Below are 15,629 nucleotides of genomic sequence, written 5' to 3'. Positions count from 1 at the left end.
GCGGGGCGCGGTCGGCCGGATCAGCGCAAACGCGATCTGGACGATGCCGGCGGCAAGCCCGACCGCGACGCCGATCCGCCAGGCCATGTTGTAGGATCCGAGCGCATCGTAGATCAGCCCGCCACCATAGGCGCCGACGAAGCTGCCGAGCTGGTGGCTCATGAAGGCGAGGCCCTGGATCATCGCCTGCCATTGCAGGCCGAACATCTCCGCGACCGCGCCCGCGACCAGCGGCCCGACGCCGAGCCAGAGAAAACCCATCAGCGCGCCGAACACCAGCGTCGAGGCCTCCGTGGGAGGCAGCATGAAATACCAGGCCAGCACCAGCGAGCGCGTGGCGTAGATGCCGCCGAGCAGCGCGAGCTTGTTCCAGCGCTGGCCGGCCCAGCCGAAGAACAGCGAACCCAGCACGTTGAAGCCGCCGATCACCCCCAGCGTCTTGGCGCTCAGCATCGGGTCCATGCCGCAGATCACCAGATAGGACGGCAAATGCGTGGTGATGAAGACGAGCTGCATGCCGCACACGAAATAGGCGGCCGTCATCACCACGAAGGAGGCGTTGCCGAACGCCGTGGTGGTGGCCGTCGCGGCCGAGACATCGCCGAGCCCGCTGCTCTTCGGCAGCGGAATCCGGTCGATCCGGCCGGCAAACCACGCCGCCGGCAGCATCAGCAGCGACAGCAGCACGAATCCGCCGAGCCCGAACCGCCAACCATAGCTTTCGGCCAGCACCTGCCCGATCGGTGCCGACAACAGCGCGCCGAGCGATCCCGCCGCGGAGACGATGCCGAGCACGGTCGAGCGCACGCTTTCGGCGCCGCGCGCGCCCCGACCGACATCGCCATCGCCGCGGCGGTGCAGGCGAGCGAAATGCCAATCAGCACCCCTGCCCCGATCATCACCGAGATCATGCCTTGGGCGCCCGTCAGCAGCGCGAGGCCGGCGATGTAGAGCAGCGCACCGGCCATCATGATGACGCGAAAGCCGTAACGCACCGTGAGTGCGCCCGCGAGCGGCTGGAGGAAGCCCCAGGCGAGGTTCTGCACCGCGATTGCCAGCGTGAAGTCCGACACGGAGATGCCGACGTCATGGGTCAGCGGCTGCATGAAGATGCCGAGCGACTGCCGCAGGCCCATGCTGAGCGTCAGCATCAGCGAGGCGCCGATCAGGATCGGCAGCGTCGGGCGAAGCGCTTGCAGCAGCGGCATGGTTGATCTCCCTGTTCTTTTTCTGGTCTTTTTCTGGCGGCACGATCGAGGCAACCGACGCGGTGCGACTTGATTACACCGACCTGTGTAATATAGAATGCAACGGCGCGCCGCTGTCAAGGCGCCTGTTACACAGGTCTGTGTTATGCCGTCTGCCGAAAAATCCGACATGAAGGAACGCATCCTCAAGATCGCCGACAAACTGTTCTATCTGCAAGGCATCCGCGCCATCGGCGTCGACACCATCGCGGCCGAGATCGGCATCAGCAAGCGCACTCTCTACAACCACTTCCCGTCCAAGGATGCGCTGATCGCCGCCTATCTCGAACGCCGCTTCGTGCGCCCGCCGCCATCGCAGCCCGCAGCCTCGGCGAAGTCGGCGCTGGAGCAGATCCTCGCGACCTTCGATCTGCTGGAGCGGCGCTTCGCGTCATCCGATTTTCGCGGCTGCCCCTTCGTGAACGCGGTTGCCGAAGTCGGCGGCGAGGTCCGCACCGTGAAGAAGATCGCCAAGGCCTTCAAGGAAAGCCGCCGCATCTGGTTTCGCGACCGCCTGAACGAGCTCGGCGTCGCGGAGGCGGAGGCGCTCGCGACCCAGCTCGTGCTGCTGGTCGACGGCTCCATCGCGCAGGACCTCGTCCGCGACGATCCCGCAATGGCCCGCGCGGCGAAGGAAGCGGCGAAGGTGCTGCTGCGGAATGCGGGGGTGGATGTGGGGGAGCACAAGCGCGCGCCAAAATAATCAGTGTCGTCCCGGCGAAGGCCGGGACCCATAACCACAAAAAGCAATTTGACGAGAACTCGTGGTTGCCAGCTCGCCCATAAGCCCTTCTTGGGATTATGGGTCCCGGCCTGCGCCGGGACGACGCTGGTCATGGAGCGACAGCATTCGTCTTAGATCGGCATCACTGCCCGATGATAAATTAATGCTCCTGTTTTGCCCGACGAGTCAAACGGCATTGCGGTTCAGCGCAGGTCCTTGCACGACGCACGTAAGCCGTTGATCCCGCTAGCGCCGGCTACTGTGCATGGGGTTGTTTTCGCGTCTTTTATGTTCGGCCCGTCTCACGCCGCGTGCGAGACGACCCGATTTCGCCCGTCATGCTTGGCGCGGTACAGCGCGGTGTCCGCGCGCTTGAGCACGTCGGCCACCGCCTCGCCCTTCTGCTCCAGCGTGGTGAGCCCGATCGAGATCGTGACCTCGATGCGCTTGGTGCCCTTGTGGACGGCGAAGGGCTCGCCGGCGATCGAGCGGCGCAGGCGTTCGGCGACCATGCCGGCGACGTGGAGATCGGTCTCGGGCATCACGATGACGAACTCCTCGCCGCCGTAACGGCAGGCGAGATCGATGCCGCGGATCGACTTGCGCACCCGCACGGCGAATTCGCGCAGCACGTCGTCGCCGGCGTCGTGGCCGTAATTGTCGTTGATCGATTTGAAATAGTCGATGTCGAGGATCATCAGCGCCAAGGGCTTGCCGCGGGTCGCGGCCTGTTCGGCGAGCGTCGCCAGATGGCTCTCCATGTAGCGGCGGTTGTGCAGGCCGGTGAGCGCGTCGGTGATCGCCATCTCGATCGAGTTCTGCACGTTGTCGCGCAGATGATCGGTGTAGCGGCGGCGGCGGATCTGGGTGCGGGCGCGCGCCAAAAGCTCGGTCTTGTCGATGGGGCGCAGCAAATAGTCGTTGACGCCGATCTCGAGGCCGCGGAGCAGCCGCGTCGCGTTCTCGGCCTCCGCGATCGCGAGGATCGGCACGTGCCGGGTGCGTTCCAGCGAACGCGCCTGGCTGCACAGCCGCAGCCCGTCGAAATTGTTGAGATCGAGCGAGACGATCAGCAAATCGTAATTGCCTTCGGCTGCGTGGAACAGCGCTTCCGTCGGATTGGGCTCGACGTCGACCGTGTGCTCGGCCGCGAGCAGCGTCGCCAGCCGCTCATAGGAGGACTGGCGGTCGTCGACCAGCAGAATGCGGCCGCCCTTGCCGGTATCGGCCACCGCGGTGCGCTCCGGCGCCTGCATGCCGATCTCGAGCGAGGTGACGGCGCGCATGCGCAGCTCGTCCGTCATCATCTTCAGCCGTGTCAGCGAGCGCACCCGCGCGATCAGCACGACATCGGACACGGGCTTGGTCAAAAAGTCGTCGGCGCCGGCCTCGAGCCCGCGGTTGCGATCGGCGGGGCTGTCGAGCGCGGTGACCATCACGATTGGAATGTGGTGGGTGGTGGGATCGGACTTGAGGCGGCGGCAGACCTCGAAGCCGTCCATGTCGGGCATCATGACGTCGAGCAGGATGATGTCGCATTCGGCGCGGGCACAGATCGCCAGCGCCTCGTTGCCGTTCGAGGCGGTCATCACGTCGAAATATTCGGCGGAGAGACGGGCCTCCAGCAGTTTGACGTTGGCAGGGACGTCGTCGACAACGAGGATACGCGCGGACACTCTGAACTCACTTCCTATCCGATGAAACGCCGGACCGTCTCAATGAATTTGCCGACCGAGATCGGCTTGGACAAATAGGCTTCGCAGCCGCCCTCGCGGATGCGCTCTTCGTCGCCCTTCATGGCGAAGGCTGTGACCGCGACGACGGGAATGGCGCGCAGCTCCGGATCGTCCTTGATCCAGCGCGTCACCTCCAGCCCCGAGACCTGCGGCAGCTGGATATCCATCAGCACGAGGTCGGGTCGCATCTTGCGAACGAGGTCGAGCGCCTCGTAGCCGTTGCTGGTGCCCGAGGTCTGGTAGCCGTGCGCCTCCAACAGGTCGCGGAAGAGCTTCATGTTGAGCTCGTTGTCTTCCACGATCAGGACGGTCTTAGCCATCCCGTCCTCCTGATTGGCAAGGAGAGCAATGCATGTGACGCCTCAGGCGCCGCTTGCCGGCGCTTCGAAAACTGGATTCAAACTAGCCTCAGATTGCTTGAGTTTCGTTAAACTCGACGGCCGACTTTCTGCGATGTGGTTTCCAGTTGCTTGCCTGGGGGCCGCAAGACCCGGACAAGACTCGGTCGCCAGAGACTTGGTCGCAAGACTCGGGCATGATGAGCTCAAAGTAGACACCGAAAGTTAACGGAAAGGCAAACCGGGCCCGTGAAAAAGCCTGTTCACAACCCTCGCGAAGTCGCTGAAATCGTTGCGATTCAGGTGCTGTCCTTCGTCGCTGGCGATTCGGAGCGGCTGGGCCTGTTCCTGGCTGAGACAGGCGTCGGTCCGGAGAGCCTTCGCAACGCCGCGTCGGACCCGAATTTCCTGCTCAGCGTGCTCGATTTCGTGATGCGCGACGATGCCACCGTGAAGGCGTTTGCGACCGCATCGGAACTACACCCCACCAACGTTGCCGCAGCGCGGCAGGTGCTGGGCGATGCGCTCGGCGACCGCACCTGGGAGCGCGACGTGCCGTGAGCGCCTCCGATCCGGCCGGGCCTCGCTGCTTCTGCCGGGATTGTCTGGCCGATCTGGACATGGGCGTGCGGCGGTGCTCCGCCTGCGGTTCCCCCCGCCTCGTCCGCCACCGCGCGCTGTCGGCGCTGACCATCGCCCATATCGATTGCGACGCCTTTTATGCGACGGTCGAGAAGCGCGACAACCCCGAGATCGCCGACAAGCCCGTCATCATCGGCGGCGGCAAGCGCGGCGTGGTGTCGGCTGCCTGCTATATCGCGCGCACCTATGGCGTGCGCTCGGCGATGCCGATGTTCAAGGCATTGGAAGCTTGCCCGCATGCAACCGTGATCCGGCCCGACATGGCAAAGTATGTGCGGGTCGGCCGCGAGGTGCGGCAGGCCATGCAGGCGTTGACGCCGCTGGTCGAGCCGCTGTCGATCGACGAGGCCTTTCTCGATCTCTCCGGCACCGAGCGGGTTCACGGGATGATCCCGGCGAAGGTGCTGGCGCGCTTTGCCCGCCACGTCGAGCGCCACATCGGCATCAGCGTCTCGGTCGGCCTGTCCTGCAACAAGTTTCTCGCCAAGATCGCCTCCGATCTCGACAAGCCGCGCGGCTTTGCCGCGCTCGACCAGGAAGAGGCGCGCGTGATGCTGGCTTCGAGGCCGGTCGGCTTCATTTTTGGTGTGGGGCCCGCGACCCAGGAGCGCCTGGGGCAGCGCGGCTTCCGTATCATCGCCGATCTCCAGAACGCCGATGAGATCGAGATGATGCGGCAGTTTCCCAGCGAGGGCCGCAGGCTGTGGCGGCTCGCGCGCGGCATCGACGATCGCCGCGTCGAGCCAGACCGCGGCGCCAAGACGATTTCGAGCGAGACCACGTTCGAGACCGACATCCGCGACTTCGCGACGCTGGAACGTATTTTGTGGCGGCTGTGCGAGAAGACGTCGTCGCGGCTCAAGAGCAGCGAACTCGCGGGCTCGACCGTCACGCTGAAGCTGAAGACCGCCGACTTCCGCCAGCGCACGCGCTCGCAGTCGATCGCGGCGCCCACGCAGCTCGCCGCAAAGATTTTCGCGATCTGCCGCAAGATGCTGGCCAAGGAGATCGACGGCACCGCCTTTCGCCTGATGGGCGCCGGCGTCAGCGCGCTGCGTGAAGGCTCGGCCGCCGACGACACCGACATGCTCGACCGCCGCGCCGCGCACGCCGAGCGCGCAGTGGACAGCCTGCGGAAGAAATTCGGCAGTGCCGCGGTCATCCGCGGCATTGCGTATGAAGGGCCGGAGAAGGCGGAGGAGTGAGCGGCCTCAATCCGCGACCGCGATCGCCTCGATCTCGATCATCCATTCGGGTGCGGCGAGCGCGGAGATGCCGACGAGGGTCGAGGCCGGCGGCTCCATGCCTTGGAAGAAGACGCTGCGGGCCTTGCCGATGATGGGGCGCAGCTCCGGCTTGTAATTCACGACGAAGGTCGTGATCTTGACGATGTTGGCGTAACTCGCACCGGCCGCTTTCAGGGCGTGGCCGAGATTCTGCATCACCTGGGTCGTCTGCGCGGCGATATCGCCCTCGCCGACGATCCGCCCCTCTTCGTCAACTGACACCTGGCCCGAGATGTAGATGGTCCGCGCGCCCGTTGCGGTCACGACGTGCGAATACGCTGGATTGTGATGCAGGCCGCTGGGACGGAGGTGATCGAGTTTGGGCATGGGCTGGCTCCCGAGGTTTTGTGGTTGGGAGCAGACTAGCGGGAGACGCAGCGGAGAACCAGCCGTCATTGCGAGGAGCTCTTGCGACGAAGCCATCCAGAATCTTTCCGCCGAGAGATTCTGGATGGCTTCGCTACGCTCGCAATGACGACGAAAGCCTCAATTGCAGGGCTTGCTGTCCTTGACCTCGAACTTGCCCATCGCGCCGGAGATCACGAAATCATTGTAGTCGAGCACGAGCTGGCGGGAGACGCCGTTCTCGTAGAGCTCGAACGACATCGCATAGACCGGCGTCTGCTCGCCTTCCTTCTGCTGGACGTCGCGGTCGAAATAGCTGACGGTGACCGGCCAGCGCTTGAGCGACTTCATGTGCTCGTCCGACGTCGACGGATCGGGCGAAGCGGTGCGATCGGCCGGGATCGGCTGGCCGATCACGGTCAGCGTATTGTAGACTTTCTGGCCATCGTCGGAGCCGTCATACACCGAGAGCTCCAGCAGCGGCTTGCCCTCCTTGGCGGCGGCGATGATGCGCTGGATCTGCTCGGTCGGGAACACGATCTTGCCGTCGAGAGTAAAATTCTTCGGCGCCGGCAGCTTCAGCTTGACGTTGATGTGGTCGCCGTCGCGCTCCGCCGAGCCGTCAACCTGGCCGGAATCGGCCTCGTTCATCCGCGTCTCGATCTTGAAGCGGTAGCTTTTTCCCGCGGCGTCCTCCCAGGAATTGGAGCGGAGGTCGCTGAGCGTGATCTTGCCTTCGCCGCTGTCGAGCTCGGAGACCTGGCGGAATTCCGAGGTGTAGCCCTCGCAGCTACTGCCGGCGAAATCGTAAAGGATGCGGCCGCGCGCGTGTTGATCGAGTTTGAGCGCGATTTGACGAGGCTCAAATCATACAGCGCCTGGTGCGGAAGGAACGGACCATTGGCCGCGTGAGCCCCACCGCCTGTGCCGAAACCGGCCGCCGCGAGCGCCATCACACCGAGCGATGTTCGGAAAAGGTGCACCATGTCTGTCCCTTGGGAAGCGCAGATTCGACACTTTAATGACCGTTCCATTGCGTCGCAACTGCGGCAGTTTCACGTAAAGTTGCGCCTCGTCATTGAACCCGCTGACCTGCCTCAAGAAAACGCAATTCGGCCCGCCCCTCCTGCCCTGCCGGCCTGCTTGCATGTGGCGGCGCGATGGGCGAAACAGGGCGCGTCCGGCCGCGAAATTCAGACGTCCGGAGCTGATGAATTCCTGGACAACGAGGTCGAAGATGGCGGGTACGGTCGAGCAGAAACTGGCGGAACACGGCATCAAGCTGCACGAGGCGCCCACCCCTGTGGCCAACTACGTGCCGTTCGTGCGCTCCGGGAATTTGCTGTTCGTGTCCGGCCAGGTCTGCTTCGCACCCGACGGCAAACTGATCGCCAAGGGCAAGTTGGGTGCCGGCGTCTCGCTCGAAGATGGTGCGGCGGCCGCGCGCGGCTGCGCCGTCAACCTGCTCGCCCAGGTCAAGGCAGCGGTCGGCGACCTCGACAAGGTGGTGCGCGTGGTGCGCCTCGGCGGCTTCATCAACTCGGCGCCCGATTTCCTGGACGGGCCGAAAGTACTGAACGGCGCCTCCGACCTGATGGTCGCCGCCTTCGGTGACAAGGGCCGCCACGCGCGCACCACCGTCGGCGTCGCCTCGCTGCCCGCGGATGCGGCGGTCGAGGTCGAAGGCGTGTTTGAGGTCGCCTGAGGCCGATGCGTGCTCCGGATTGGCTGACAGCCCGGCCGGTCGCCCACCGCGGCCTGCATGAGATTTCGCGTGGCATCGTCGAGAACATGCCGGGCGCGGTGCAGGCTGCGATCGCCGGCAATTTCTCGGTCGAAGTCGACATCCAGCTCTCCGCCGACGGCGAAGCCATGGTGCATCACGACCACGCGCTCGGCCGCCTCACCGAGGCCACCGGCGAGCTGGTCGAGAGAACCGCGGCGGAGCTGAAGGCGCTCAGGTTCAAGGACACCACTGAGCGGATGATGTCGCTCAGTGACCTCTGCACCATCGTCGCCGGCCGCGTGCCGCTGGTGATCGAGCTGAAGAGCCATTTTGACGGTGACCGCAAGCTGGTGAAGCGGATGGCCGAGGTGCTCTCGACATACAGCGGCCCGGCCGTCGGCATGTCCTTCGATCCCGACCAGGTGCTGGCGCTGCGCGAGCTGTTGCCGTCGCGGCCACGCGGCATCGTCGCGCAGCGGAGCTATGAGGACGAGTACTGGGCCAAGCTGACGCCAGTCCAACGCCAGAACATGCTGTACCTGCGCCACGGCTTTCAGACCCAGCCGCACTTCGTTGCCTTCAAGGTCGACCACCTCCCGGCCCCGGCGCCATGGATCGCCCGGAACCTGTTCGGCTGCGCGCTGCTCGCCTGGACCGTGCGCACGCCGGAGCAGCGGACGCGCGTCGGACAGTATGCCGATCAGATGATTTTTGAGGGGTTCGTACCCTAGCGCCGCCCTCTTGAAGTCGCTGCTGCAATGCACGATCTTTGACGCAATGACATCCCCCGAAATCACCCTTGAGGCCGTACCTTCGATTGGCGAAGTGTCGCCGGAAGACTGGAACGCCTGCGCCAATCCCGGCAAGGCTTGCAACGGGCATGGCGCGGGAACCTCATCCGGACCGCCAGGCACTTCCGCCAGCGTCTTGAAACCCGCCTACAACCCGTTCGTCTCACACGCGTTTTTGTCAGCTGTCGAGAAATCGGGTTCTGCCACGATCCGGACCGGCTGGGGACCGCGGCATCTCGTGGCCAAGATCGGCGGCCGTGTCGCCGGAATCGTCCCCTGCTATCTGAAATCGCACTCACAGGGCGAATACGTCTTCGACCGAGGCTGGGCTGACGCCTATGAGCGCGCCGGCGGGCGCTATTATCCCAAGCTGCAAGTCTCGGTTCCCTTCACACCGGCGACAGGGCCACGGCTGCTGATCCGCGACGGCGTCGATCGCGAGCGCATTGCGGAGGCGCTGGCGAGCGGGCTCATCGCGCTGTGCGGCGTCAGCAAGGCCTCCTCGGTGCACGTCACCTTCGCCCGCGAGGACGAATGGAAACTGCTCGCGGAGCATGGCTTCCTTCAGCGTACCGACCAGCAGTTCCACTGGCACAATGAGGACTTTGCAAGCTTCGACGATTTCCTGGCAACGCTCAATTCACGCCATCGCAAGTCGATCAAGCGCGAGCGGCGCGACGCACTCGCCGCCGGCGTCACCATTCACTGGCTAACGGGAAAAGACATCACCGAAGATGCCTGGGATGCGTTCTTCACATTCTACATGGAGACCGGCTCGCGCAAATGGGGGCGGCCGTACCTGACGCGCGAATTCTTCTCACTGATCGGCGAGACCATGAGCGAAGATGTGCTGCTGGTGATGGCACGCCGTGACAATCGCTGGATCGCGGGCGCGATCAACTTCATCGGCTCGGACACGCTGTTCGGGCGCAACTGGGGCGCAGTCGAGCATCATCCGTTCCTGCATTTCGAGGTCTGCTACTATCAGGCGATCGATTTTGCGATCAAGCACGGGCTCAGAGCCGTCGAGGCCGGCGCGCAGGGCGAGCACAAGATCGCGCGCGGCTACCTGCCGCAGACGACCCATTCCGCCCACTTCATCGCCGATCCGGGCCTGCGCCGCGCCATCGACGATTACCTCAAGCGCGAGCGCGCCTACGTCGCGGAAGCAGGCCGGGAGCTGGCCGAGCTCGGCCCGTTCCGGAAAGGCTCCGACGAGGCGCCTTGACGGTTCGCTTTGGCTGGTGACAGTAAGCGCAAAATTGAGGGAGCCGCCGAGGAGCTGCCATGACCGCCTACGACCCCAACAACATCTTCGCAAAGATCCTGCGCGGCGAATTTTCCTGCCATAAGGTCTATGAGGACGAGCACGTGTTCGCCTTCCTCGACATCATGCCGCGCGTACCCGGCCACACGCTGGTGATCCCGAAGGTGCCTGCCCGCAACATCCTCGATATCAAGTCCGACGACTACGCCCATGTCGCCCGCGGCGCACACAAGATCGCCGCTGCCGCAATGAAGGCGTTCAAGGCCGACGGCATCACGGTACAGCAATTCAACGAGCCCGCCGGCGGACAAGTCGTCTTTCATCTCCACATGCACGTGATGCCCCGCCACGACGGCGTGGCGATGCTGCCGCCCGCGAGCCGCAAGGAAGACGTCAAGGTACTGGAAGAAAATGCGGCCAAGCTGATCGCGGCGTTGCAGGCGGGTTGACTTTCTCCACCTGTCATTCCGGGGCGACGCAAAGCGTCGAACCCGGAATCCATTTCACCACCGTCTCTGATGCCCGATGGATTCTCAGATGCGCAATTGCGCATCATAGCTCGCGTCTTCGGCGCGCCCGGGAATGGCGGACTACTCCGTCTGAAAGTCTCCCGCCTGCGGCGCAGCGAGCGGCGTGAACTCGCAGCGGTCGGGCTTGAGGTCGATCAGCGGCGTGTTGTCGATGCAGTCGAGGCCGCGAACCAAAATCGTATTGCCGTCGATACCGACGAGCTTGACGATCGAGGTGCCGATCGGATTGGGCCGCACCGGCGAGCGCAGCGAGAACGTGCCGCGGGTGTTCTGGTTGTTCTTCGGGCTCTGCAAAACGATGTCGCGACGCGACTTGTCGAGCCAGTAGAGCACTTCGAGATTGCTGTAGAAGTCGACACCCTTGATCGCCGGAACGAAGGGATCGAAAATCTCGAGCCGGCACACCGGGCCGTCGTGACGGCCTTGCCGCGGCGTCTCCAGCCGTGACGTCCAGGGCGTGCGGATGCGGCCAATGAAGACCAGCCCGGCATCCTGCGTCGGCGGCAACTCGATCGCGACCTCGCCCTCGCGGAGCTCGTTTTGGCGAACCATACTTCCACTTCCTTGCTGTTCGGAAGCGGTTTTAGCCCAACCACCACTTGCCGGCCAGCAGGAAGACCTCACCGGCGACCACTCCGGCAAAGACACTACCCGTCGTTCCGGGGCACGAGGAAGTCGTGAGTCCGGAATGCATTCGGCCATAGAGATCCGCGCCCAAGAGGCGCACCCCGGAATGACGGGGAGAGAGATCGCCCCCTGCCCGCTCAGGCCCGGTTCTTCAGCACGAAACAGGCGCCGCCAGCCTTGCGGATCCGATTGCAGAGGTCATCGGCCTCGCTGCGGGTCTCGGCGCCGATGCGGACCAGATAAAAGGGGCGCGTGCCGCGGCTGCGCATCACCGAGGAGAGCAGGCTCGGGTCGCGGTCACCGATTACGGCGTTCAGGCGCGTCACGGCGCGGGAATACATCGCCAGCGCCTTGTTGCGGTCGAAGCCGGCGGCGAGCTGCACGCCCCAGACCTTGGCGGCGGCAAGCTGCACATGCTGCTCGAGCTCGGCGACGAAGGGATTTGGCGCCCGCTTCAACAGCGCCATCAGATCGCGACAGTTCGTCGGCGGCGAACTCGACGGCCCTTTGCCGGTCGCGCCTGCCTTGGCCCACGCATCGACCGTCGCGCCAGTGATGGCATAGACGTAGTTGCGGGTCTGCTCCGGCATCCCACCGGTGCCGGCCAGCCATTCCTGCACCCGCCGCGGCCCGGCGTTGTAGGCCGCGGCAGCCAGGCCGAGATTGCCGAACTGGTTGCGCAGCTCGTTGAGAAACTCCGCCGACTTCGGCAGCGCTTGCACCGGATTGAACGGATTGAGCAGCCCGCGCTCACTCGCGGTGCCCGGCATGAACTGTGCGATTCCCTGCGCGTGCTCGCCGCTGCGCGTGGTCGGACCCACCGCATCGGCCTGGAAGCGGCTTTCCTGCCAGATCACGCGGGCGAAGAACTCCAGCGGCAGGTTGGCGTCGCGCGCGGCAGCCTCGATGATCAGGCAGATCGACTCCGGGTGTCGCTCCACGGGCATCCGCCGGCTTCTCCGGCGGCCTCGCAAGTTCCTCGACGCTCGGCACCGCCACGTCGGTTTTTGCCGGTGAACTGTCCCATGCCGCCGCCTGTGTGAGCGAGACAAGCAGCACACCGATGACGCGCAATACGATCTGCACCAACCACGTGCAGGCAGGATGGTGGCGCGCGCCGGCGCAGCATGCAACAAGGTGATCTGCCATGTTGTGGCATCGTGCCATGGTTCGACGAGTTGGTAATATATGCGGCCTGACCCGCTTCTCCCAATGCGCTCCCCTGCCCAACGGATCCAAGCGATCCTTGCCCTCGCCGTGCTCGTCCTGTCCGCGGCGCCGGCCATGGCGCAGGTCAACTGGCGGATGACCACGGAATACCCGCAAAATAACATTTCCGGGATCGGGCTCACCAGTTTCGCCGATCGCGTCGCCGCACGGACGAAGGGTTTCGTCAGCGTCACCAATGCCTTCGACAACGAGCTCAAGATCAGCTCGGGCGAGATGCCGCGCGCGGCGCTGGACGGCCGGATCGCCGGCGGCGATGCCTTGGCGGGCGCGCTCTCCGGGCTCGACCCGGTCCTCGGTCTGTCCACCCTGCCCTTCCTGGTCCAATCGGCCGAAATGGCCCGCATCGCTAATGCGCGGGCGCGCCCGCTCTACGAGAAGGCGCTGGCAGCGCGCGGCCTCAAGCTGCTCTATCTGACGATCTGGCCGGCGACGGGCCTCTGGTCGGAGGGGTCGCTTGCAGGGGCCGACGATTTACCGAAGCTCAACGTGCGAGGCTACGACAGCAATTCGACCGAGGTGATGCGCGCGGCCGGCGCCAATGCGCAATTCTTGCCGATGGACATGGCCATCACGGCGCTCAGGGAGCATCGGCTGAATGCGTTCCTCACCTCAGGTGATGGCGGTGCGGGACGCAAGCTGTGGGACTTCCTGCCGTATTTCACGGCCATCAACTACGCGATGCCGGTCTCGATCGCCTTCATCCGCAGCGGAGGCATTCGCCGCGCTGTCCGAGCCGATGCAGGGCGAGGTGCTGGCCGCCGCAGCCGAAACCGAGCAGAGCCAGTTCGCGCTGCTGGCTCATCGCACCTCCGAGAACTATGCGCGGATGCGCGACAACGGCGTCCGCATCGCAGAGCCCGCGCCGGCGTCGCTCATCGCAGCGCTTCGAACGGCCGCAACGGGCGCGATCACGACCTGGAAAGCCCGGGCCGGTGCGGATGCGGCCGCGATCGTCGAATGGGCGGGACAGCAATAAGGTTTCGGCTACTGCCCGCTTCGGTCCTGCGGCGAGACCGGCATTTCTGCGGTGATTGCGCGGTCCAGGGCATCGATCAGCGTTTGGAGCTCGACGAATTTGTTCCGCGCCCGCTCGGCCTTGTCATGATCGAAGGGAGCGGCCAGAACTTTCGCATGGGGGTCTCGGTCCTCGATCATGCGATCGCGGGCTTTCTTCAATATTTCAAGTCGCTGGTTCATCTGTGCTCCTCCGCCATTATCTGCTCGACCCCGACCAGGGACGGCGAACTTGTTCGATGCCGGTCTCGCTGCCGTCCGTAGCGCGCCGCTTTCGGACTTGCGGAGGATCGGGCAGTCACAAGACTTATGGAAGCCGTGGGAAGGGCGGTGATCGTACGACTCTACGCTTGCCCTCCATCAATAGCGAGCTTTAAAGCGGTACGGGCATCAACAGACGCCACTATCAACACGGGCAGCGCCAGCATGGCTACAATCTATTTCGATCTCGACGGCACCCTGACCGACCCAAAGCCCGGGATCACGCGCTCGATCCAGCACGCCCTGCAGCGGCTTGACCTCGCGGTGCCGGCCGAGGACGAGCTGACCTGGTGCATCGGACCACCGCTGCACGCCAGCCTGAAAAGGCTCACCGGGAGCGACGAGCTGGCCGATCGCGCGCTGCTCCTCTATCGCGAACGCTTCAGCGAGATCGGCCTGTTCGAGAACGAAGCCTATGCCGGTATCGTGGACACCCTGGCGACGCTTGCAGCGACAACGCCGCGCATGTTCGTCGCCACCAGCAAGCCAGCGGTCTATGCCACCCGCATCGTCGAGCATTTTGGCCTGAAGCCGTATTTCGAGCGGGTGTTCGGCTCCGAGCTCGACGGCACGCGGGTCGACAAGCGCGACCTCCTCCGCTACGCGCTCGACGAGGCCAAAGTCGATGCGAGCAGCGCCATCATGATCGGCGACCGCAGCCATGACGTCATCGGCGCCCGCAGCCATGGCATGACCGCGATCGGCGTGCTCTATGGCTATGGCAGCGAGGCCGAACTGAGGGATGCCGGCGCGCATCACATCTGCGCCGCACACGCCGAACTGCTCGGCCATTGCCTGGCTTAGGCGCCTACGGTCTCGACTGCCGCCAACATGCCCGTTTTCGAATGGCAATTCAGATATTCGAAGAATTGTTCGTCCGCGGTCGCGACCGTGACCTCGTGATAGAGTCGCAGTTTTGCCGACGGCCCGAGCGCGGAAAGATATTTCATCGCCGCGCCGAAAATCCTGACATGGGTCGGATGCGACTCCGCCCAGCGTTCCAGCGCGGCGAGGCTCTTCCACCAGCTCTGGCCGTAGGATTTTTCGCTCGTACTGCCGTCAGCCGAGAGCACGCGCATGTAGCGGTTTGCAAAGCAGCCAATCGCGAGGCCGTCGTCGCGCAGGAAATCCATGCCCTCGCGCAACACCGGCTCGACGTCGTCGAGGTAAAGTTTCCGCTCCGACGCCTCTGTGTCACTCCAGTCCTGACCGGAGCGGATCAGGCAGACATTGTCATTCGCCTGAACCCGCAGCCGCGCGCCATCGCGGATCAGCTCCGGCGCACCGGCCGGCGCCATCGCGTCGGTCTGCGACAGCGGGATGCGGTCGCGCATACCGCCCCAATAGGCGTGCTCCTGCACCTCCCCGCTCATGCCGTCGGCGATGGCGGCGACCCCTCGGGCCGGCCGAGCGACGAAAACAAGGTCTCGTGCCGCGCGACTGACGGGCGCAGCACCTCGATGAAAGTGCCGATGCCGTCTCGCTGCTTTCCGGTCCAGGCCTCGCGCGCCGCTGCAAACCAGACATCGAAGCGCGCGACGTCGTCCCAATAGGCAACCGAGACCACGTTGTCGTAGCCGGCCTGATCGACATAGTGCGCGCGGTCCCAATGCGAGGGACTGGCTTCGGCCGTGAAGCACCGGCCGATTTCCGCGAGCGCTTCCGTCGCTGCCGCCGGCAGCGCGCCGCGATGCTGCACGCCAAAATAGGCCATCACGACGTGGCTGATTGCGGGCTTGTAGCGCGCCACGAACGAGGGATATGGCGGCTGGTAATCATCCGGCACCCGCTTGTGGCGCGAGCGCGTCGATCTGAGGTGCACGGGAATTGCGGATTCGATGTCCATGGCGATACGCTCTCCCGAG

Annotated in this window: 13 protein-coding genes and 4 pseudogenes; 9 read left to right on the top strand and 8 right to left on the bottom strand. The window is 64.7% G+C overall.

Annotated features, from left to right (window positions below; translation table 11 throughout):
- Positions 1-3 precede the first annotated feature (3 nt).
- Positions 4-1,208: pseudogene (locus AB8Z38_RS04035) on the bottom strand (MFS transporter); the annotation flags it as partial.
- 169 nt (positions 1,209-1,377) lie between these two features.
- On the opposite strand from AB8Z38_RS04035, the gene AB8Z38_RS04030 reads away from it, so the two are divergent.
- Entirely contained in the window at positions 1,378-1,950 is a 573-nt protein-coding gene (locus AB8Z38_RS04030; protein WP_369723234.1) for a TetR/AcrR family transcriptional regulator, read from the top strand.
- A 323-nt stretch (positions 1,951-2,273) separates the two neighbouring features.
- On the opposite strand, the gene AB8Z38_RS04025 is transcribed toward AB8Z38_RS04030, so the two are convergent.
- Both AB8Z38_RS04025 and AB8Z38_RS04020 read right to left on the bottom strand, forming a co-directional pair.
- The gene (locus tag AB8Z38_RS04025; RefSeq protein ID WP_369723233.1) at positions 2,274-3,647 is read right to left on the bottom strand and encodes a PleD family two-component system response regulator; all 1,374 of its coding nucleotides are present in this window, start codon (positions 3,645-3,647) and stop codon (positions 2,274-2,276) included.
- Positions 3,648-3,661: 14 nt separating this feature from the next.
- Positions 3,662-4,027, bottom strand: coding sequence for a response regulator (locus tag AB8Z38_RS04020; protein WP_008566616.1), 366 nt, complete (start codon positions 4,025-4,027; stop codon positions 3,662-3,664).
- A 267-nt stretch (positions 4,028-4,294) separates the two neighbouring features.
- Here AB8Z38_RS04020 and AB8Z38_RS04015 point away from each other — a divergent pair, with 267 nt between their 5' ends.
- Positions 4,295-4,606 (top strand): DUF3572 domain-containing protein, encoded by a 312-nt coding sequence (locus AB8Z38_RS04015; RefSeq protein ID WP_369723232.1) that lies wholly within the window; start codon positions 4,295-4,297, stop codon positions 4,604-4,606.
- A complete protein-coding gene (locus AB8Z38_RS04010) occupies positions 4,603-5,892 on the top strand; it encodes a DNA polymerase IV (protein WP_369723231.1) in 1,290 nt (429 codons plus the stop codon). The genes AB8Z38_RS04015 and AB8Z38_RS04010 overlap by 4 nt, the downstream gene beginning before the upstream one ends.
- A gap of 6 nt (positions 5,893-5,898) precedes the next feature.
- On the opposite strand, the gene AB8Z38_RS04005 is transcribed toward AB8Z38_RS04010, so the two are convergent.
- Both AB8Z38_RS04005 and AB8Z38_RS04000 read right to left on the bottom strand, forming a co-directional pair.
- Positions 5,899-6,300, bottom strand: coding sequence for a RidA family protein (locus AB8Z38_RS04005; protein WP_369723230.1), 402 nt, complete (start codon positions 6,298-6,300; stop codon positions 5,899-5,901).
- A 159-nt stretch (positions 6,301-6,459) separates the two neighbouring features.
- A pseudogene (locus AB8Z38_RS04000) lies at positions 6,460-7,304 on the bottom strand (cell envelope integrity EipB family protein).
- 251 nt (positions 7,305-7,555) lie between these two features.
- Here AB8Z38_RS04000 and AB8Z38_RS03995 point away from each other — a divergent pair.
- From AB8Z38_RS03995 to AB8Z38_RS03980, 4 genes are read left to right on the top strand one after another with little or no spacing between them, the layout of a single operon-like run.
- Positions 7,556-8,023, top strand: coding sequence for a RidA family protein (locus AB8Z38_RS03995; RefSeq protein ID WP_369723229.1), 468 nt, complete (start codon positions 7,556-7,558; stop codon positions 8,021-8,023).
- A 5-nt stretch (positions 8,024-8,028) separates the two neighbouring features.
- Positions 8,029-8,775, top strand: coding sequence for a glycerophosphodiester phosphodiesterase (locus AB8Z38_RS03990; RefSeq protein ID WP_369723228.1), 747 nt, complete (start codon positions 8,029-8,031; stop codon positions 8,773-8,775).
- Positions 8,776-8,821: 46 nt separating this feature from the next.
- On the top strand, positions 8,822-10,063 hold the full coding sequence (locus AB8Z38_RS03985; RefSeq protein ID WP_369723227.1) for a GNAT family N-acetyltransferase: 1,242 nt from the start codon (positions 8,822-8,824) through the stop codon (positions 10,061-10,063).
- A gap of 59 nt (positions 10,064-10,122) precedes the next feature.
- Positions 10,123-10,551, top strand: a complete 429-nt coding sequence (locus tag AB8Z38_RS03980; protein ID WP_369723226.1) for an HIT domain-containing protein — start codon at positions 10,123-10,125, stop codon at positions 10,549-10,551.
- A gap of 141 nt (positions 10,552-10,692) precedes the next feature.
- Here the strand turns inward: AB8Z38_RS03980 and tsaA are convergent, their stop codons facing one another.
- Both tsaA and AB8Z38_RS03970 read right to left on the bottom strand, forming a co-directional pair.
- Positions 10,693-11,184 carry a tRNA (N6-threonylcarbamoyladenosine(37)-N6)-methyltransferase TrmO gene (tsaA, locus tag AB8Z38_RS03975; protein WP_369723225.1) on the bottom strand — a complete coding sequence of 164 codons (492 nt, stop codon included), beginning with the start codon at positions 11,182-11,184 and terminating at the stop codon, positions 10,693-10,695.
- Between the two features lie 212 nt (positions 11,185-11,396).
- Positions 11,397-12,426, bottom strand: a pseudogene (locus tag AB8Z38_RS03970) (transglycosylase SLT domain-containing protein).
- A gap of 117 nt (positions 12,427-12,543) precedes the next feature.
- On the opposite strand from AB8Z38_RS03970, the gene AB8Z38_RS03965 reads away from it, so the two are divergent.
- A complete protein-coding gene (locus tag AB8Z38_RS03965) occupies positions 12,544-13,767 on the top strand; it encodes a hypothetical protein (RefSeq protein ID WP_369723224.1) in 1,224 nt (407 codons plus the stop codon).
- A 162-nt stretch (positions 13,768-13,929) separates the two neighbouring features.
- Positions 13,930-14,568 (top strand): HAD family hydrolase, encoded by a 639-nt coding sequence (locus AB8Z38_RS03960; protein ID WP_369723223.1) that lies wholly within the window; start codon positions 13,930-13,932, stop codon positions 14,566-14,568.
- Here the strand turns inward: AB8Z38_RS03960 and AB8Z38_RS03955 are convergent.
- Positions 14,565-15,604: pseudogene (locus AB8Z38_RS03955) on the bottom strand (phenylacetaldoxime dehydratase family protein). The gene AB8Z38_RS03960 and the pseudogene AB8Z38_RS03955 overlap by 4 nt on opposite strands.
- Positions 15,605-15,629: the final 25 nt, after the last annotated feature.

It is taken from the genome of Bradyrhizobium sp. LLZ17 (assembly GCF_041200145.1).
GTDB lineage: Bacteria > Pseudomonadota > Alphaproteobacteria > Rhizobiales > Xanthobacteraceae > Bradyrhizobium.
The sequence above is the reverse complement of the archived record's forward strand: the minus strand, read 5'-3'. Positions and strand labels throughout refer to the sequence as shown.

Bases quoted from the DNA above. Each gene is read 5' to 3' on its own strand.
- AB8Z38_RS03960 (WP_369723223.1), top strand. From the start codon at position 13,930: ATGGCTACAATCTATTTCGATCTCGACGGCACCCTGACCGACCCAAAG.
- AB8Z38_RS04030 (WP_369723234.1), top strand. From the start codon at position 1,378: ATGAAGGAACGCATCCTCAAGATCGCCGACAAACTGTTCTATCTGCAA.
- AB8Z38_RS03995 (WP_369723229.1), top strand. From the start codon at position 7,556: ATGGCGGGTACGGTCGAGCAGAAACTGGCGGAACACGGCATCAAGCTG.
- AB8Z38_RS03965 (WP_369723224.1), top strand. From the start codon at position 12,544: ATGGCGCAGGTCAACTGGCGGATGACCACGGAATACCCGCAAAATAAC.
- AB8Z38_RS03980 (WP_369723226.1), top strand. From the start codon at position 10,123: ATGACCGCCTACGACCCCAACAACATCTTCGCAAAGATCCTGCGCGGC.
- AB8Z38_RS03990 (WP_369723228.1), top strand. From the start codon at position 8,029: ATGCGTGCTCCGGATTGGCTGACAGCCCGGCCGGTCGCCCACCGCGGC.
- AB8Z38_RS04020 (WP_008566616.1), bottom strand. From the start codon at position 4,027: ATGGCTAAGACCGTCCTGATCGTGGAAGACAACGAGCTCAACATGAAG.
- tsaA (WP_369723225.1), bottom strand. From the start codon at position 11,184: ATGGTTCGCCAAAACGAGCTCCGCGAGGGCGAGGTCGCGATCGAGTTG.
- AB8Z38_RS04005 (WP_369723230.1), bottom strand. From the start codon at position 6,300: ATGCCCAAACTCGATCACCTCCGTCCCAGCGGCCTGCATCACAATCCA.
- AB8Z38_RS03985 (WP_369723227.1), top strand. From the start codon at position 8,822: ATGACATCCCCCGAAATCACCCTTGAGGCCGTACCTTCGATTGGCGAA.